The organism is Sporolactobacillus sp. Y61, from assembly GCF_040529185.1.
Lineage (GTDB): Bacteria > Bacillota > Bacilli > Bacillales > Sporolactobacillaceae > Sporolactobacillus.
The window spans coordinates 215250-234593 of the sequence record NZ_CP159510.1 but is presented as its reverse complement, the minus strand read 5'-3'; the positions used below and the strand labels follow the sequence as shown (position 1 = coordinate 234593).

The window sequence follows — 19344 nt, the reverse complement described above, 5'->3', positions numbered from 1 at the left end:
TTATGAGCAGAGAAAAAATTTTCAAAAATCATATTGACTTTATGCTACTTTGATATTATGCTTGGAGCATAGAGAAACCGTTTACAGAAGGAGCTTTCATTTTCGGAGCTCTTATTGTTAACAGTTTCTTGTGAAAAAATTCACAAAGGAGAGGTTGATTATGTTAAAGACGACTAAACAAAATGACAAAGAGAAAAGTCTGGAACAGAAAACTGCAAACCGACAAAGTCGCCCGGAGGCAGATCTGGAATCCATTGAAAAATATACCGAATGATTCGAGCTATTGTCCATCTCCCCAGGGAAAATTCTGAACCAACGTACACCTGCTGAAGCGTTCAAAATGGAACTACAGCAATGGGCGAACTGAGCTGTCTTTTATTTCTGGCGCCCAGGCGGCAGAACAAACCCAGTGGGACCGCCGGATATCCAGGTGGCTAAGTTATTGTGGCAATCTAGGAATTTTCAAAAACATATTGATTTCATGTTCCATTGATATTATGCTTGGAATACCGAGAAACCGCTTACACAGGGGCTTTATTTCCGGAGCTCTTATTGTTAACAGTTTCTTGTGAAAAAATTCACAAAGGAGAGGCTGATTATGTTAAAGACGGCTAAACAAAATGACAAAGAGAAAAGTCTGGAACAGAAAGCTGCAGGTCGACCAAGCCGCCCGGAGGCAGATCTGGAATCAATTAAGAAATATATTGACAGTCTGGTTCAGAAATCAACAAAAGCTCTGGATACATTGGCACATTTTAACCAGGGTCAGGTGGATAAAATCTGTGAAGCGATAGCGATTGCCGCACTGGACAATCACATGAAACTGGCGAAGATGGCCGTAGAGGAAACCGGACGCGGGGTTGTTGAGGATAAGGATGTCAAAAACATTTATGCAAGCAAATACATCTGGGACAAGATTCGCCACGACAAAACGGTTGGGATCATTGAGGAAGATGATCAGGAACAGATCGTTAAGATTGCTGAACCTGTGGGCGTCATTGCCGGGGTCACGCCGGTAACCAACCCGACATCGACGGTGATCTTCAAATCTCTGATTGCACTGAAAACACGTAATACGATCATTTTCGGTTTCCACCCGCAGGCGCAGAAGTCCTGTGTGGAAACGGCCAGAATTATTGCCGAGGCGGCAGTGAAAGCCGGTGCGCCGCAAAATTGTATTCAGTGGATTGAAAAGCCCAGCATTCAGGCAACTGGCGCGCTGATGAATCATCCAGGCGTCGCGACCGTACTGGCAACCGGTGGCCCGGGCATGGTTAAGGCGGCGTATTCAACCGGTAAGCCGGCACTCGGTGTCGGCCCCGGGAATGGTCCCGCTTATATTGAAAAGACGGCAGACATCAAACAGGCGGTCAATGACATCACCCTTTCCAAAACGTTCGATAACGGTATGATCTGTGCCTCAGAAAACAGTGTGATTGTTGATGAGGCGATTTATGAGGCGGTTAAGGATGAGTTTAAGCGGCTGGGCAGCGTAGTTATTGATAAAAAGGATAACGACGCGCTTGGCGACGCCATGATGGATCCAAAGCGCGGAAGCGTCCGCGGGCCGATTGCCGGGAAATCCGCTTATGAGATTGCCAGATTAGCCGGGATCAGCGTACCGAAGGAAACCCGGGTACTGATTGCTGAGATTGATGGCGTAGGTCCGGACTATCCGTTGTCGCGTGAGAAGCTGTCCCCTGTGCTCTCCATGTACAAGGTAAAGGATCATGCAGAGGGATTTAAGATTGCTGAACAGCTGCTGGACTTTGGTGGTGCCGGTCATACGGCGGCGATACATACAAAGGATCAGGCACTGATTAAACGGTTTGGAATTGAAATGAAGGCCTGCCGAATTATCGTCAATTCTCCGTCTGCTCTCGGTGGCCTGGGCAATTTGTACAATAACATGGTCCCGTCGCTGACCCTGGGTACAGGCTCTTACGGGCATAACTCGATTTCGCACAACTTGTCCGACTTCGATTTGCTTAATATTAAGATTGTTGCGAAACGGCGTAATAACATGCAGTGGGTTAAACTGCCGCCGAGAATTTATTTTGAACGGAACGCGCTGCGCTATCTGAAACAGATGTCCGACATCCATCGTGTCTTTCTGGTCTGCGATCCCGACATGGTCAAGCTCGGTTATGCTGATCGCGTCGTTGACATGCTGAACCGGCGCAGAGAAGCACCATCGATTGAAATCTTCTCTCAGGTTGAACCGGACCCGACAACGGATACGATCTGCCGTGGTGTGGACAGCATGAAACAATTCCATCCCGATACGATCATCGCATTAGGCGGTGGTTCCGCGATGGATGCAGCAAAAGGGATGTGGCTGTTTTACGAACGCCCCGATGTTTTATTTACCGCCGCCAAGCAGAAATTCCATGACACACATAAGCGGACCTGTAAAGTGCCGGAACTGAAAAAAGTAAAATATATTGGTATTCCGACGACATCCGGCACAGGTTCGGAAGTAACACCCTATGCCGTGATCACGGATGTGAAAACGCATGTCAAATATCCGATTACAGACTATGCGCTGCAGCCTGACGTCGCCATCATCGATCCGCAGTTTGTTGAGACCCTGCCGAAACGGACGGTCGCCTGGTCCGGGCTGGATGTGCTGACGCATGCAGTGGAAGCTTATGTATCCGTCTACGCCTCGGATTATACACGCGGCTGGTCGCTTCAGGCAATCAAGCTGGTATTCGAGAATCTGCGCGCTTCTTATGCCGGTGATCAGGATGCACGGGAGGCCATGCATAATGCCTCAACGATCGCCGGTATGGCTATTGCCAATGCCTTTCTGGGGATTAACCATTCGCTCGCTCATAAGCTGGGCGATGAGTTCGGTCTGCCACACGGTCTTGCCATTTCGATTATGTTCCCGCAGGTTGTTCGCTACAATGCGAAGATACCAACGAAGCTTGCCATCTGGCCAAAATATAATCGTTTCAGAGCGGATGAGGATTATGCAGCAATCGCCCGGTTCCTCGGATTTAAAGGAAGCACGACAGAAGAGCTGGTTGAAAGTTTTGTTCAGGAATTTATTAAACTGGCCCATGATGTCGATGTTACACTGAATCTGAAAGATAATCAGGTGGAGAAAAAGCACTTTGACGCAACCGTGGACAAGCTCGCTGAACTCGCTTATGAGGATCAGTGCACCTCGACCAACCCTAAAGAACCCCTGATCAGTGAGCTGAAACAGCTTCTGACAAATGCGTACGAAGGAGTCGGCACAGAAGTCTGAAGATAGGTGAAACTTCAATCCGTGGGGGGGTTACTTCATCCCCCACGGATTGTTCGTTGAACCCATCGGGCTTTTACGGGCAGTGATCCCCACCCGGGTATTTTCATTTACCCACATGACTCTGAGGTGGGGATCTTACTGCCCGTTAATGCGGGATAAAAATATACACTAAATAAACTGCTCTCCTGAGGAAGAGCAGTTTTTTGTATCCTATGATTTTCCCTGTCAGCGCATTAACTCAAATAAAACGCCTTGATCAGCTGTTTTCGTATAAGCCAGAATGTGGTCGCCTGCTTTCAGTACTGTATTTCCCCGGGCAACAATATTTTTGTTTCCTCTCTGAATGGCGATGAGTACGGTTTCATTCGGAATCGGAATATCTTTCAGGGCAAAGCCGTCTGCTTTGGCGCCGCCATGGACTGTTACTTCGACAATTGAATTGTCACCATGATTTAACCGCATCAGCGTGACCATATTATCCATATCAATCTGATCCGCAATGACGCGGGCCAGGAGGTTAGCCTGACTGATCTTGACGTCGACGCCCATTTCCGCCGTAAAAAGCCAGTCGTTTTTCGGATTATTGACACAGGCGATGACGCGATCTGTCTGGAATTCAAACTTCGCAATGGTCGACGCCACCAGATTGATCTCATCGGCATCTGTTACGGCGGCCAGAACATCTGCTTCGCTGATTCCGGCCTTCTCCAGCACTTTCGGGCTTGCTTCATCGCCCTCAATAATCAAATCATCCGGGAAATGATGTCGGATATCTTTGATCAGCTTTTCTCTGTGCTCGATTATTTTCACATCGTTTCCTGACGCTAACATCATCCGGGCAACGTAGGAACCAATCTGCCCGCCGCCTATTACGATAATTTTCATTCAGATTCCCTCCTTATAGATCCAGAATGCGGCTGATTTCATCCATCGAATCAGCTAACACGGATAGATAGACAATATCCCGATTTTGTAATTTTGTGTCAGGAGCAGGAATAAAGGAATGATTTCCCCGGTTAACGGCGACGAGTCCTGCTTCATTCACAGGAAAGGCTTCTCTGATGGTGTGACCCGAAAGCAGCGCGGGGATCACGACGCGGATGATTTCTACAGGGGTATTGCCGATGCTCATGACACGTTCCACACGATTAAAGGTGAGCAGTTCTTTGGTCCGGGCAATCCCCCACTGAACCGTTGTAATCACCTGGATCCCTAAAGAATTAAAGATCTCCTTCTTCCGGCTGTCGTTCAGCTGTGCAATCACTTTGGGCACCCGGTAGTGATTACGGGCAATTCTGGCGACCAGGGCATTGACTTCATCGCTTCTGGTACAGGAAATCAGGCTGTCGGTACGCTGAATTCCGGCCTTCTCCAGTGTGTCTTTATCATATTCCACCCCTTCAATCGTTTTTCCGGAAAAATCTTTTGCCAGTGGTTTGAACAGCTCAGCGTTTGAGCTGATTACAGTGACATTCTCCCCCTGACGGGATAATTCAAGTGCCAGTCCGGAACCAAGCCGGCCGCATCCGGCAATGATGATCTTCATTCAGATGACCTCCTTAAATCTTTTCTTCGAATCCATGCCTTGCGGGCTTCTTCCAGTGCCACAACAGGAATCGGACAGAGAATCAGGAACAGCCAGTCTGCCCAACTGAGCGGAGCCGTATTAAATAACCCGTGTAAAAAGGGAACGTACGATAAAAGACACAATAGAACGATTTCAGTCACAATCCCGATATTGATCAGCCGGTTACCGAACGGGTTTAATGAAAAAATAGACTGAGATTCGGTTCTGCAGTTGATGACCGCACCGATCTGGCAGAAAATAATCGCGCCAAGCGTCATTGTTGTTGCCTCGCGATAGATCTGCCCGGAATCTGCTAACTGGAATAATGAGCCGCTGTGCATCAGGTTGACGAAGAAATAGGCGGCCATGGCAATGATCGCTTCAATCATTCCATACCACAGGAAGGCTTTGACCAGAATGCGCCTGTTCAGCAGTGAATCGTTCATCTTTCGAGGGGGACGATTCATAATGCCCTTCTCCGGTAATTCAGTTCCAAGACCCAGAGCTGGTACCATATCTGTTCCAAGGTCGATGGATAAAATCTGCATGACAGTCAGGGGCAGGGGGATGCCTCCCCGTGAGAACAGGAAAGCAGCCGAAGGAACGGCTTCAGACGTGTTACTGTTGAAGATATACAGGAGGAACTTCCGGATGTTGTTGAAGACCGCCCGTCCTTCCTCAACGGCGTGGACAATGGAAGCAAAATTATCATCTGTCAGAATCATATCTGCTGATTCTTTGGCAACATCGGTTCCGGTCATCCCCATTGCTACGCCAATGTCGGCCTTTTTCAATGCAGGTGCATCATTGACTCCATCTCCGGTTACCGCAACAACATTATTCATTTCCTGAAGATTTGTGACGACACGATATTTCTGTTCCGGAGCCACGCGGGCAAAAATCACTTCATCTGACAGTGCGTCTTTCAGCTGCTCATCAGACATTTTTCCGAGTTCGATACCCGTTACCACTCTCGGGTGATCTCCCTGGACAATCCCGATCCGCCTGGCGATGCTTTCTGCCGTCAGTCCATAATCGCCTGTAATCATGATGATACGGATGCTGGCTTCGTGACATTTTTTAACCGCTGCAGCGACTTCAACCCGTGGCGGATCGACCATCACGACGAGGCCTGTAAATGTCATTTGCTTTTCAATCAGTTCAGGTGTGTATGCGCTCAGGGCTGCAGGAAGACCTTCTGCGTGGTCCAGTCCCCGGTATGCCACAGCCAGGACCCGCAGTCCATTGCGGGCATATCGATCATTTGCCGCCATGATCTTCTGACGGTCGTCATCTGTTATAGAGCGAACCTTGCCGTGGACGCGTATCTGACTGCAGGATTCCACAGTTTCCTTAGGAGCTCCTTTCACGCAGGCGATACGACTGGAGCCGTCCAGTGGTGATTTTAACTGATGGATCGTCGTCATCCGCTTACGGGTCGAATCAAAAGGAAGTTCCCTGATTCGCGGAGCCTCAGTCTCAATATCCTTCAGAGTGAGTCCGGCCTTTTGTGCGGCCACGCCCAGACAGGCTTCTGTCGGATCCCCCAGGACGGTGTAACGCGTATGCTGCTTATCGGGCGGGAGTATCCGGGCATTACTGCAAAGTGATGCGGCTGATAAGAGTAGTTTCAGATCGAAGTTTTCATTTGCGGAAACCTTCCGGCCCTGATCAAGTACCGATCCTTTCGGGGCGTATCCGGAGCCGGTGACCTTCAATTCCTGACCGGGCAGCCAGATATCATTCACCGTCATTTCGTTCTGCGTTAATGTACCTGTCTTGTCCGAACAGATCACAGATGTCGAGCCAAGCGTTTCCACAGAGGACAGCTTCTTGACCAGGGCGTGCTCTTTTGCCATCCGCTGAACGCCCATGGCCAGGGAAAGCGTTACGGTCGGCAGCAGCCCTTCAGGAATAAAGGCGACAATCATCCCCAGTGAAAAGATGAAGGCCTGTGCCATCGGTTCATCAACAAACAGGACAGCTGCGATAAAGAAGAAGATGCCGATTGAAATGGCGATAACGGAGATTTGCCGGGTCAATTTGTTCAGTTCTTTTTGCATCGGGCTCATGTCTTCATCCATTGATTGGGTGAGCCCGGCAATTTTACCGAATTCGGTCGCCATGCCAATTTTGGTCACAACAGCTTTACCGCTTCCGCTCGATACGGTGGTACCGGTAAAGATCATATCTTTAAATTCAAGTCGGGAGACATCCGGATCACTGACCGGTTCCGCATTTTTTCTCACCGGATTCGATTCCCCGGTCAGTGCGGCCTGATTAATCTGTAAATCGGTAGAAGCCACCAGACGTGCATCAGCTGAGATGCGATCGCCTTCTTCCACCAGCATGATATCACCCGGCACCAGTTCTTCTGCAAGAATCTTCTGCTCCTGGCCGTCACGGATGACTCTGGTGTAAGAGGGCAGCATGTTTTTCAGTGCCTCTGTGGCTTTGCTGGCCTTGTTTTCCTGAAAGAAGCTGAAAAGGCCGTTGATGATATTGACGAGCCATATGGCAAACCCCAGCTCAGGCGTTCCGGCGAAGAAGGCGACGGCACCGCCAACCCACAGCAGAATGGCCATTAAACTTATGAAATTTTTCACAAATTTAATAAAAGTCGATTCTTTTTTTGTCTCTGTGATTTTATTGGTGCCGTATTTGCTTCTTAATCCTTCCAGTTCATCCGCGCGACGCCCGTCGGAACGGGTTCCCAGAAGGCCAAACACATCTTTCGTCTGGGCTCTCTGGATGCTGATTTGCTCATCATGACTTGCTTTTTGATCTGTGCGCATATCCATCCTCCTTCCACAAATCGAACGACTATCAGGCAGGTCAGATCTGACTTTATACTGGAATGACCTTATATATATGTTTTCGCTTCCCTCATAATAAACGGTCTCGTTTTAACATAATATTTAAGACAGATCTGGGGGACACGTCCTTCCATTCAGAATTAAAGTTGGACAGTCCCATAGACGGGAATGAGGCTATTCATTGCGGGCAATTACCTTCCCGCTTTATTATCGGCTGATTTTCGATTATTATAGACTTAACATTGTGACAGAAATAGTACATTTTGAGTTTCGCCTTTTTGATGCAGGGACAGCAGCATCTAATGAAAAAACAGGGGATGAGGAAAGAGATCATGAGTATTCAGAAGAAAACAGACGTCATCTTAATCGGTGCGGGAATTATGAGTGCCACTTTGGGATCATTGTTGAAAGCGCTATCACCCGATTGGAATATCAAAGTATTTGAGAAACTTGACAAAGCAGGTCAGGAAAGTTCTAATGAGTGGAATAATGCCGGTACCGGGCACTCCGCTTTGTGTGAACTGAACTATACACCTGAGAAACCGGATGGTTCGGTCGATATTCGTAAAGCGATCACGATTAATGAGCGGTTTCAACTTTCAAGACAATTCTGGTCTTATCTCGTCAGAAACGATTTGTTACGGCATCCACAGAACTTTATTCGTCCAATCCCTCATATGAGTTTTGTTACTGGACAGCAAAATGTTTCTTTTTTGAAAAAAAGATTTCAGGCGCTCTCCGGTCATCCCCTTTTTAAGGGAATGGCGTTTTCCGAAGATCCGGCTCAGCTGGAAGAATGGATTCCATTGATTATGAACGGACGGTCATCACGGGAACCGGTAGCAGCAACGAAAATGGAATCAGGCACGGATGTGAATTTTGGAGCGCTGACACGCATGCTGATTGATCATCTGGAAAAAGAGAACGTCGAAGTCAGTTACAGGCATCGCGTTGAAAACATCCAGCGTTCAGGCGGACAGTGGAAAGTCAGGGTGCGCGATCTGGCCAGTGGGTATAATGAAGTCCATACAGCGAAATTCGTCTTTATCGGTGGCGGTGGCGGGAGCCTGCCTCTCTTGCAGAAAACAGGCATTCCCGAATCCAGACACATTGGTGGATTTCCGGTCAGCGGACTGTTTATGGTATGTAAAAATCCGCAGGTCATTGCTCAGCATCATGCGAAAGTGTACGGGAAGGCGAAAATCGGTGCTCCCCCCATGTCGGTGCCCCATCTGGATACCCGGTATATTGCCGGTAAACAGACTCTTCTGTTCGGACCTTTTGCCGGATTCTCACCGAAATTTCTGAAATCCGGATCAAATTGTGATCTTCTCCGTTCTGTCAGACCGGATAATGTGCTGACGATGCTGGCCGCGGGGGTCAAACAGAGAAAACTGACCCGGTATCTGATCCAGCAGCTGCTCTTATCGCAGGAGAAACGGGTGGATGCCCTGCGCGAGTTTATTCCGGCGGCAAACGGCGCGGACTGGAATCTGGTGACGGCCGGACAACGTGTACAGGTGATCAAAGACACCGCTTCCGGAGGCAAAGGAACCCTTCAATTCGGCACAGAAGTCGTGACGGGCTCAGACGGCTCGATTGCCGCATTGCTTGGCGCTTCACCCGGCGCATCAACTGCCGTTTACGTGATGTTGGATGTCCTGAACCGGTGTTTTTCGCAGAAGATGGCGGAGTGGACACCGAAAATTAAGGAAATGATTCCTTCTTACGGGTTGTCTCTGGCTGAACATCCGGCGCTTCTGGATGAAATTCATGCCTCCACGGCGCAGGTCCTCAACATTAAATAAGCGGAAAAATCCCCTGTAATCAGGCGGAATGGTCCGCTCATTTCGGCAGACAGGGTGCGATTCCGGCACACGGCCGGCATGTCGGACGAATCCATCAGCCGGGCAGGGCAGGGTTTTTCAACCCTCCGGTAAAAGATGCGACCAGATGCATGACGATTTCAGCCGGTATTGACCCCTGGTTCAGGATCCAGTAGAATGGGCATTATCACACATTGATGGATTGGACGGACACACGTTTATGCGGGGCCATTCGGGCGCAGTTTTCTCAATAATATACGCTATAATTATTTTCAGCTCCTTTTCGGGTGTCACGACGCTTTGGGTGCCGCTTTCTGGCGGATCTGCTCCGGCGTATGAAAAGAAAATAACGATCATTTTCAAATCGTATGGAATTCGTCTCTTCAGCAGAGGGACGGATTCTTTTTGTCGTAAAAACCGATCAGGTCAATTTCTCAGAACAATCCATATAACGTGTTAAGGGCAACAATAAGATGGCAGTGATCGGCACATAATAGATCTATCTTACCAAAGGAACAAACATCCATCAGGGGGAATGCACAGTGATACGATATGAAGAACTGACAGAAAAAGATGCGGCGATTTACCGGAAACTGAGGCTGGAAGCCCTGCTGAAGAATCCGAAGGCTTTTGCATCGGAATATGCGATTGAGAAGGATTTATCTGTAGCCGATTATGCCGGGCGGCTTTCCCGAGGACATGCGATCACGGTCGGGGCGTTCGATGCAGACCAGCTGGTCGGAGTCGTGACGCTGGTTAAGGAAACATTGCCTAAAATGCAGCACAGGGCAACCCTCGAAGCAGTCTATGTCACACCCAATTACCGAAGAATGGGGATCTCCCGGAAGATGATCGAAAAATTAATGGAAATTGCCCGTGAAGAAGGCATCGTAAAAAAATTCTACCTCTACGTGATGGTCGCCAATGAAAGGGCCATCCAGGCCTATAAAAATATGGGATTTGAAATCTATGGAGAAGACAGGGAAGCCATGAGAGAAGGCGATGCATACGTGGATGAATATATGATGGCGCGGTTTATTTAGCTTCTGAAGATCCGGATTTTTTTTCATAACTCCGCCCGACCGATGGATGTAAAATAGCGCCGCCTTCATGGCGACGCTACATTCTTATTTGCCTGTCTTGCTGTAGGCAGCTTCATCCCTGATTTCTTCACGTAAACCTTCGATACTTTGTTCGCGGCGTTCATTTTTCTCCATGATCTGCCGCTTTTCTGCTTCACTCATCTGTGAGCCGTGCGCCTTCAGGTAATCATCCGCTTCATCCATGTTTTTCAATGTATGGCCGATGTTTTTTTCGATCTTTTCCATATTATCCGAACGATCATCCGGTTTTGCCATTGATATTGCCTCCTTTCAGTCAGGATTAGTATGCCGCCTGATCAGAGGAATATGAATGGGGGACAATCAGAATGTTTTATACTTCAGGAATTTACCATTTAACGTAATCACCACGCGGTCGCCATGCGGATCTTCTTTTTTGTCCAGATCCATTTTGAAATCAATGGCGCTCATGATTCCGTCACCAAACTTTTCGTGAATCAGCGCTTTGATGGCATCACCATAAACGAGAACAATTTCATACAGCCGGTAAATGGTCGGGTCGGTCGGAGGGGAAGAAAAATTCATGCCACGATAAGGTATGGACTTTAAATCCCGCTCAGCTTCTTCCGGCAGATCCAGCAGATCGGTAACCGCTTTTGCCTGCTCGGGGTTCAGCGTTTGCTGACCGTAAATAGCGGCAGTGCAAAAGACCTCCGAACAGCCGGCCGTTTCCGCAATCTGCGCGAAGCTCAGATGTTTCTTTTCTTTTGCTTCCAGGATAAGTTCTGTTACTGAAGAATAGGCCATTTTTTTTGCCTCCAGTGTCTGCTTTTAGTAAAAAAGTATATCACTTCCTGAAAATTGTTATGGCTGGTTTGTGAAAAGATCTGACAAAGAATTTATTTCATCCTGTGTTGACCACCCGGTCAATAGATGCTATATTGGTCTTGACCAGGTGGTCAATCACGTTCCAACAAGGGGTGTTATCATGAAATCGGTCATTGAACTGAATCATATCAGTAAGTATTTTGGAAAATTTGCTGCCGTTAAAAATGTATCCTTTCAGGTTCATGAGGGTGAATTTTTCGGATTTATCGGACCAAATGGTGCCGGGAAGTCGACAACGATGAACATGATCCTCAATTTCATCAAGACAAGTGAAGGCAGTGTCAGGGTATTCGGGCAGCCGATGCCGGCCGCAAACCGTCTGGTTAAAAAACGGATTGGCTATGCACCAAGTGATGTACGATTTTATCCGCAGCTCAGGGTGCACGACCTGATCCGCTATACGCTCGACTTCCACCACCTGGCAGAGGACCGGCAGGAACTCGACCGTTACTGCGATCTGTTTCAGGTTGATCTGAATAAAAAATTCGGCGAACTTTCGCTTGGCAATAAGAAGAAGGTGGCTGTGATCTGTGCCCTGATTCATCATCCCGAATTGCTGATCCTGGACGAACCGACGAATGGACTTGATCCGCTGATCCATTCCAGACTGTTTCGACTCCTGAAGGAAAAGCAGAAAGCAGGTGTGACGGTCTTTCTGTCCAGCCACAACCTGAAAGAAGTTGAGGATTATTGCACCAAAATTGCTTTTATCAAGGCGGGACATCTGATCGGGGTTGAAGACCTGACACAAATGAATAAGAAGATCAAGATCATTACTCTGAAAGGGGACCGTCTGCCTGTGGATGAGATGAAAGCGATCGGAGCTGAACTGATTAAAAAAGAGGGACACGAAGCGCATTTTATTTATGAGAAAGGGCTGGACCGGCTTTTTGCCACACTGGCAGCGCTGTCCGTCAATCTCGATGATGTGACGGTAACCAACCGCGATCTCGAGGAACAATTTATGTCTATGTATGAAAATCAGGAGGCGGAACGTGTATGACACTTTTCAGACTCGAAAGTAAAACACATATCAAAAGTCTGTTGATCTGGGTGATTGTGGTTGTTGCGCTGATCTTCGGTATGATGGCACTTTTTCCTTCGATGCGTGACAGCATGGCCTCATTTGATATGAGCGCTTTCCCGAAAGAGATGCTGGAAGCTTTCAATTTGTCTGATATGGCGGTTCTGGGGACAGCGGAAGGCTTTTTCGGTTACTATTTTCAGTATATCCTGATCGCTTCAGCTATTTTTGCCGCGATGCTGGGTACGAACGCACTGGCAAGGGAAGAATCGGACGGAACGATCGGTTATCTGTATGCGCAGCCGATATCCCGGGCGTCTATTGTCTCATCGAAAATTCTGGCGAACGTGCTTGTTTATACATTATACTGGGTGATCACGGTCGTCGCCTCTTTTCTGATCTGCCTGCTGTTCCTTGAGGAAGGTGCTTCGGCATCGGAAGTGTTTAAGGATTTTTCCGTTCTGCTGTTTGCCGGGGAAGTGATGGGTCTGACTTTTCTCAGCGTGGGCATCCTGATTTCTTCACTGCTTGCATCGAGTAAGTCGACGACATCGATTTCGCTGGCGCTGGTATTTTTAACCTATATTCTCGGAATTGTCGGCAGGCTCCAGGCTGACTATGAGTTCCTCGTCTATTTCTCGCCGGTGGACACCGCGCTTCCGAGTAATGTATTCAATCACGGCATTGAATGGAAATATGTGATTACCGATCTGATTGTGCTTGCCGTCTGCTTTCTTGCGACATACTGGATTTACAGGAGGAAGGATTTGAAGGCCTAAATGGATGAATCAAAAGAAAAAGCGATTTTAATGGCTGCTGTTCATGAGTTTGCTGTTAAAGGTTTCGATCAGGCTTCAACCAATCAGATGGCCAGGTCAGCCGGCGTTTCCAAAGGACTGATTTTTCATTACTTTGAGTCTAAGGAGAAGCTCTTTGAGGCCAGTGTGGATTACGCGCTTAAATTCACGCTGAAGGAACTGGATTATGAAAACTGGCATCTGACGAAGCACGTCATTGCGGATATTAAGCAGATCTGTGAGACGGAATTCCGCTTTTACAAAACCTATCCGGATATTTACCGGTTCATTCTGAGTGCACTGATCAGGCCCCCGAAGACCCTGTCAGAGAAAATGAAAAAGTTGTTCAGAGAACTGATGGATACCACGCCGGCGTTTGTTGAGCAGACCATTGACCGGCTTGACCTCAAAGAAGGTGTCGACAGAGAGGTATTAAAAGCCGTGCTTGTATCTCATTACGAATATTATGCAAAAGAAACTTTGGGCTATTTTAAAACTCATCCGGGAGCTACTTTTGAAGAGATCATGCCGTATGTCGATAAGCTGCTGGCCATGCTGACGATGAGCCTGCACGGACTGGTGAAGAATGATGAAGATCTAAAATGAATGGTCAGGGGCAGGAAGAAAATAATCTGAGCGATGAGCCGGTTATTGATTCCTGCCCCTTTTATTCTTTGCCCCGGTACGTTAACAGCCCGCATCACCATCTGGAGTTTGCATGTCAATTGACTCACCTCCTGAATATAATGAATAATAACAGTGGGAGAAGCGGACAGGCAGCCTGTAAAACGTGGACATGATCCTGCCCCATAAGCCGTTCTCCTGCTGGTCAAAACGCCATTTATCCAGTTTCGGTTCTGTTTTTACCTGATGTTTCTGTCACAGATGTCATTCGAAAAGAGGCCAGGACATGTTCAGAAGAAAAATACGGTGGCTTGTATTTGTATCGTTGTCACTGAATCTTGTAGCCGGCTGCAACTCTGATTTCAGTCGGGGTTCAGACACCCGTGAGATGCCGCTTGCAAAATCGAGATTTTCTGAGGATCAGATGAATAAGAATCCGAATATCATCATGAAAACGGGGAGAAGCACCTATCCTGTCCATACAGAGAGGATTACCGTGACCCTTGTAAACCGAACCGGAAAGACGCTCAGTTACGGTCTGAGTTATCAGATCGAAAAATATCAGGAGGGGACGTGGTTTCAGATCCCTTTCCGTGACGATGTGGCATTTATAGAGATAGCCAGGCTACTGAAACCGGGTCAAATGGCAGAGGAAGACATCAGCCTTTCAGAAAAAACCCTCAAATATCCGCTGACACGGGAAAGTACCGGGTGATCAGAGAAATGTCCGACGGAGTTTTCGCCGCCAGGTTTGAATTGAAGTGAAATTTTACGCTCTATGCCCTCACTTTTGCATGTCATCTAATGAAAAAAGGCTTCCCGGCGGGCAAGTCCGAGGTGCGTCGGAGGATTAGTTTTTCTGAACCCTGTCTTGAACTGAAAAAGGCAACTCCGGTTAACGGGGGCTTAATGATGCACTTTTCTATGGGATAATTCAGACATAAATTAAAAAAAGAAATCAGGATGCTGTCATCCTGATCAAGAAAGTCTGAGTGTGAAAATCAATAAAAACCGCAGCCGGTCGTTCCCCATTAATACCCCCCTGTCATCACTTCAGAGAGAGATTCGAATTCGTAGTTTTCCGTTCGTTTTTCGGAATCTATACGCCACCTGGTTCCATCCTTAATCAGTTTGATCGGGTAGCTTTCGTCTGATTCTTTCACATCGGAGTTATTGAAAACATCGGCGATATGTTTGATCAGATACTTATTCCATGCCTTTTGGGCCGTATTATAATCCGGGTATTTCCCCCGGTTGTCATCGATAAACTGATCCCGGAGATCCTGAACCGCATCGTACATATCATTAAAATTCAGCACGGTGGGTGTCACTTCGACCTCAGCCGTTTCGGCGAAAGCCGTCTGCACATTCAAGTCAATTTTCCCTTTTTCACCGTTTGTTTTTTTAAACGCCTGCCAGGCTGCCTCTGTTTCTGATGGTGAGATGTCTTCACCAAAATCTGCATTTTCCGTAAACAGGTCCCTGATCTGTTCCTCCTCTTTTTTCGCATCATTTGCGACAAGCTTTGCGTAGTTTGTCTCCTGTTTTCCGAAGAAAACGACATTCAGGTAGGCACTGGCGGCATCGAGGATATCCTTTTGCTGATCTTTATAATCCTTGCCGCTGATTTTGACAATAACAGGTTCGGCTTTTTTATCCGGATCGAAAACAGAGGGCTGATAGTGCAGTTCATAGGACTTGCTTTTATCAATTCTGAATGCAATGTATCCCGAGGCGGACTTCCCGTCTGGAAGATCGGCGCTGTCCATCACTTTGAATTTGCCTGAATCGTCATAAATCGTCTCCTCAGCCGGTACTTTCGTCTCATCGGAATCAAACAGTGTAAAATCCCCGGGGTAAAGTTCCAGTGTTTCGCCCATGTGGTTGGTGACGGTGAGATTGAGTGCAAGAAGGGCACTTTCTTTTGTGTTTTCCTGGCCTTCATGTGTGATATACAGTCCGTTTTTAACTTTGACGGACGCAACATCGGAGCTTCCCTTTCCATTTTCATCCTTACCGCATCCGGCGACAAAGAGTACGAGGACAAGACTGAAAATCAATAAGCTGACTCTGTTCTTAATGGCGATCAACCTCCAATTCCGTTTCATCAATAACCTTATAAAACTTCTACAAGGGGTTCTATGCGTCGGGAAAATGAAATAGAATGAACCGGTTTGTCCTTTTTCCCGCCGGAGAAATATACGGGATTTATCTGAGTAAAAATGAAACGGCGATGCCGCGGACAAACGTTCCCGGCATAGAATGCCTGAAGGGAGGGATTGATATGCTTCGGAACTATTGGATCATTGCCGGCGCGCTTGTCAGTATAGCTGCGGTCCTGTTTCTTCTCACCGGATGGCACCTGTCTGCTCCGGAACGTACACTCGAAAGGTTTGAACAGGCCATACGGGAAAACAAGGCAGAGAAGCTGCAGGGCCTGATGATCTCCGCGGACAAAAAGACGGCATTTGACAGGAATGCAGCCGGCGGACTGCTTCTTTATCTGAAAGAGGAGAAAGATGTGTTTACAGAGGCAATGCACGCCTTAAAAAAGGAGATCAGAGAAGGCAGCTTTGATTCGGACGCGGTCCTGACTTTAACCCCTTCCGATAAATTCCTGTTCTTTTTTACAACGTACAGAGTAAAAATCAAGCCTCAGATGATCATGGTTTCCGGGCTGCAGGAAGGGGACAGGTTGTCACTCAAACTGGAAGGGCATACGGTTCCGCAGACGAAAGAAAAGGATCGTTTCGGTCCGGTATTCCCCGGCAAATACCGGCTTGAGAAATTTCTGACGAATGAACTTGGGCTTTTTGTCAAAAAAGAACAGATAGCGCTCTGGGGAGATGAAGTGACGGTTCAGGCAGATACGGCGCAGTGGGTCCGCTCTGATCCGACTTTTCAGAAGCAGGTAATGGCTTCCGTTCATCAGTTTAATGCTGAGGTATCCGAATGGGAAACTGCTGATTATCATCCGGATAAACTGCCGTCGGCGACGGAAATATTCAGGATGCAGCAATCACAAAGCAGAATGGCCCAGTTTGCGACCATCAGAACGCACCTTGAAGCCATTGAATCTTCCTATCTTGGTATGACGGTCAATCTTGATTCCATCGAGATCTCCCGGTATGGCGGAAGATGGAATGCATCGATTGAAACAGTTGTTTCCTATAAATATGTCTACTGGATAAAAGGGGATTCACATATGTATGATGACTCCTATCAGCGCGGGGTCGTGTTCCGGATGATCTGGGAGGCGGAGACCAGACAGTGGCTGATTCACGGAATGGACGACACCTGGGAAACGGAGGAGGCAGCAAAAAAGTGGACACATAAAGAGAAAATCAGGGTTCAGAAGCCGGAAGTCAGCAGATGGCAGTCGGAGAAGGGGGCCAATCTGTAAACGGTGCCGTGCGCCAGCGGCCTGTAAAGAACGAACATTCAAATTGAACTGGACTGTAAACGTTCGTTATTTGATTGACTCCTCTGCCTGCACACTGTTATAATGAACGTGCAAAAAAGAGTCTGTACCTCTTCAAAAGACATTCAGATCCTGTACCGGCCGCCTTTTTCTGCTCTTATTGGCTTTTCATAAACTCCCGGATATTATCGAACGGGCGGCCTGTACCGGTTTCTTTCTGTTTCTAAGAGGACAGACGCTAACAGCTGCAAAAGGAGGATCATTGTGAACGAAAACTGGCTTTCACGTTATTTCCATTTTTCCGAACTGAAAACATCAGCAGGACGTGAATCACTGGCCGGACTGACGACATTTATTTCCATGGCCTACATACTGTTCGTCAATCCGGTTGTTCTTGCCAACGCGGGTCTGGACAAGGGGGCCGTATTCACAGCAACGGCTCTTTCGAGTGCTCTCGGCTGCCTGATCATGGGGCTTGTCGCTAAATATCCGATCGCGATTGCACCGGGCATGGGGGTCAACGCCTTTTTCGCCTTTTCTGTTGTTATTGGCATGAAAATCCCCTGGCAGACAGCGCTGGCCGGCGTGTTTATCGCTGCCGTTATTTTCTTCCTGATTACCATTTTTAAGATCCGGGAACTGATCATCGATGCCATCCCACAGAGCCTGAAGCTGGCGATGGCGGCCGGCATCGGACTTTTTATTGCTTTTATCGGACTTCAACAAGGCGGACTGATTGTCGCTAACAAGTCAACACTTGTCGCTTTCGGCCCACTGAACGTCGGCACAACCTGGCTGACGATTTTCGGACTGATCGCAACGATCATTCTGATGGTTCGCAAGGTACCGGGATCGGTTTTTATCGGTATGGTGCTGACAGCAATTGTCGGCATGATTTTCCATCTGGTTCCGCTGCCCTCCGCAATTGTTTCGGCCGCACCGAGTCTCGCTCCGACTTTTGGTGTTGCCCTTACCCATATTGGTGATATCAATACGCTTCAGCTCGCTGTCGTTGTTCTGACTTTCCTTCTGGTCACCTTCTTCGATACAGCAGGGACACTGATCGGGCTCGCGGAACAGGCTGGATTTATTAAAAATAATAAAATGCCGCGCGTCGGGCAGGCCCTGCTTGCCGACTCGACATCAATGCTTGCCGGTTCTATACTGGGGACTTCACCGACTTCAGCTTACGTTGAGTCATCAACCGGAATTGCAGTAGGCGGCCGTTCCGGCTTTACAGCGGTCGTCACCGGGATTCTCTTCCTGTTCGGCCTGCTGTTCTCGCCGCTCCTGGCTGTTGTCACCTCGCAGGTCACTGCCCCGGCGCTGATCATTGTCGGCGTGCTGATGGCCACCGCGCTGAAGGGCATTCCGTGGGATAAATTTGAAATTGCTGTTCCGGCTTTCCTGACCGTACTGGGCATGCCGCTGACGTACAGCATTTCCGACGGTATCGCGCTCGGATTCATTGTTTATCCAATCACGATGATTGCCGCCGGCCGCGGAAAAGAAGTACACCCGATCGTTTACGGGCTGTTCTTTGTCTTTATCATTTTCTTCTGGGTCCTGAATATCTGAACGGATAGTGCAATAGATCCTTTCTCTGTAAAAAGAGAGAGGATTTTTTAGCTTTAAGGCATGCCTGAGTTGACGATCGCCGTTTTCTTCACAGGAACAGCTTTCTGCATAAGCCGGTCCGGATACAGGCAAGATAGAAATAACCCCTGTAAAGGACGTGATGGACCATGATTTCATTGATTCTGGCGGTTATTTTCTGGGTTGCCGGATTCGCCGTCCTGACGCTCGGATTTGTACTGACCAACCGGCTCAGAACGGCAGGAAGAAAATTAATGATGCGTGCCGAGCACGAAAAAGGAAAGGACAATTCGGCAAGCATTGCGATGACGATCGAAGGCAGCGCGCTGAACCATATCCCCAGTTTTGTCATCCATGTTGTGACAGGTGTCACCGGAGCGATTCTGTTTGCATTTGGGTGCGTTGCACTCGGGTTTTATGTTTCCTGAAAAATGTGGCACTGGTGCGCCTCGCACACGTCCACTG

16 protein-coding genes are annotated in these 19344 nt (G+C 48.1%); 10 read left to right on the top strand and 6 right to left on the bottom strand.

The window, feature by feature from the left end; translation table 11 throughout:
* The first annotated feature begins 598 nt into the window (after window positions 1-598).
* The gene (gene adhE, locus ABNN70_RS01195; protein WP_353948489.1) at window positions 599-3259 is read left to right on the top strand and encodes a bifunctional acetaldehyde-CoA/alcohol dehydrogenase; all 2661 of its coding nucleotides are present in this window, start codon (window positions 599-601) and stop codon (window positions 3257-3259) included.
* A 225-nt stretch (window positions 3260-3484) separates the two neighbouring features.
* Here the strand turns inward: adhE and ABNN70_RS01190 are convergent, their stop codons facing one another.
* Genes ABNN70_RS01190 through ABNN70_RS01180 form a run of 3 tightly spaced genes read right to left on the bottom strand, consistent with a single transcriptional unit; the run spans window position 3485 to window position 7621 of the window.
* Entirely contained in the window at window positions 3485-4144 is a 660-nt protein-coding gene (locus tag ABNN70_RS01190) for a TrkA family potassium uptake protein (RefSeq protein ID WP_353948488.1), read from the bottom strand.
* Between the two features lie 13 nt (window positions 4145-4157).
* A complete protein-coding gene (locus ABNN70_RS01185; RefSeq protein ID WP_129929751.1) occupies window positions 4158-4805 on the bottom strand; it encodes a TrkA family potassium uptake protein in 648 nt (215 codons plus the stop codon).
* The gene (locus ABNN70_RS01180) at window positions 4802-7621 is read right to left on the bottom strand and encodes a cation-transporting P-type ATPase (RefSeq protein WP_129929752.1); all 2820 of its coding nucleotides are present in this window, start codon (window positions 7619-7621) and stop codon (window positions 4802-4804) included. Before ABNN70_RS01180 ends, ABNN70_RS01185 begins: the two co-directional genes overlap by 4 nt.
* 338 nt (window positions 7622-7959) lie before the next feature.
* Here ABNN70_RS01180 and ABNN70_RS01175 point away from each other — a divergent pair, with 338 nt between their 5' ends.
* Window positions 7960-9450, top strand: coding sequence for a malate:quinone oxidoreductase (locus ABNN70_RS01175; protein ID WP_129929806.1), 1491 nt, complete (start codon window positions 7960-7962; stop codon window positions 9448-9450).
* 560 nt (window positions 9451-10010) lie between these two features.
* On the top strand, window positions 10011-10511 hold the full coding sequence (locus ABNN70_RS01170) for a GNAT family N-acetyltransferase (protein ID WP_353948487.1): 501 nt from the start codon (window positions 10011-10013) through the stop codon (window positions 10509-10511).
* A gap of 84 nt (window positions 10512-10595) precedes the next feature.
* Here ABNN70_RS01170 and tlp read toward each other — a convergent pair whose 3' ends face one another.
* Together tlp and cynS are read right to left on the bottom strand one after the other, a co-directional pair.
* Window positions 10596-10832, bottom strand: a complete 237-nt coding sequence (tlp, locus tag ABNN70_RS01165) for a small acid-soluble spore protein Tlp (RefSeq protein WP_206184318.1) — start codon at window positions 10830-10832, stop codon at window positions 10596-10598.
* Window positions 10833-10892: 60 nt separating this feature from the next.
* Window positions 10893-11336 (bottom strand): cyanase, encoded by a 444-nt coding sequence (gene cynS, locus ABNN70_RS01160; protein WP_129929755.1) that lies wholly within the window; start codon window positions 11334-11336, stop codon window positions 10893-10895.
* A 181-nt stretch (window positions 11337-11517) separates the two neighbouring features.
* Here cynS and ABNN70_RS01155 point away from each other — a divergent pair, with 181 nt between their 5' ends.
* From ABNN70_RS01155 to ABNN70_RS01140, 4 genes are all read left to right on the top strand, one after another.
* A complete protein-coding gene (locus ABNN70_RS01155; protein ID WP_353948486.1) occupies window positions 11518-12420 on the top strand; it encodes an ABC transporter ATP-binding protein in 903 nt (300 codons plus the stop codon).
* Window positions 12417-13220, top strand: a complete 804-nt coding sequence (locus tag ABNN70_RS01150; RefSeq protein WP_353948485.1) for an ABC transporter permease subunit — start codon at window positions 12417-12419, stop codon at window positions 13218-13220. Before ABNN70_RS01155 ends, ABNN70_RS01150 begins: the two co-directional genes overlap by 4 nt.
* Window positions 13221-13844 carry a TetR/AcrR family transcriptional regulator gene (locus ABNN70_RS01145; protein WP_353948484.1) on the top strand — a complete coding sequence of 208 codons (624 nt, stop codon included), beginning with the start codon at window positions 13221-13223 and terminating at the stop codon, window positions 13842-13844. It begins immediately after the preceding gene.
* Between the two features lie 304 nt (window positions 13845-14148).
* Window positions 14149-14577, top strand: a complete 429-nt coding sequence (locus ABNN70_RS01140; RefSeq protein WP_353948483.1) for an immunoglobulin-like domain-containing protein — start codon at window positions 14149-14151, stop codon at window positions 14575-14577.
* 316 nt (window positions 14578-14893) lie between these two features.
* On the opposite strand, the gene ABNN70_RS01135 is transcribed toward ABNN70_RS01140, so the two are convergent.
* On the bottom strand, window positions 14894-15970 hold the full coding sequence (locus ABNN70_RS01135; RefSeq protein WP_353948482.1) for a DUF5105 domain-containing protein: 1077 nt from the start codon (window positions 15968-15970) through the stop codon (window positions 14894-14896).
* Between the two features lie 176 nt (window positions 15971-16146).
* Between ABNN70_RS01135 and ABNN70_RS01130 the strand changes: the two genes are divergently transcribed.
* The 3 genes from ABNN70_RS01130 (at window position 16147) to ABNN70_RS01120 (ending at window position 19307) form a co-directional block, all read left to right on the top strand.
* The gene (locus tag ABNN70_RS01130; RefSeq protein WP_353948481.1) at window positions 16147-17265 is read left to right on the top strand and encodes a hypothetical protein; all 1119 of its coding nucleotides are present in this window, start codon (window positions 16147-16149) and stop codon (window positions 17263-17265) included.
* 282 nt (window positions 17266-17547) lie between these two features.
* Entirely contained in the window at window positions 17548-18861 is a 1314-nt protein-coding gene (locus tag ABNN70_RS01125) for an NCS2 family permease (RefSeq protein WP_353948480.1), read from the top strand.
* Between the two features lie 167 nt (window positions 18862-19028).
* The gene (locus tag ABNN70_RS01120; protein ID WP_353948479.1) at window positions 19029-19307 is read left to right on the top strand and encodes a hypothetical protein; all 279 of its coding nucleotides are present in this window, start codon (window positions 19029-19031) and stop codon (window positions 19305-19307) included.
* Window positions 19308-19344: the final 37 nt, after the last annotated feature.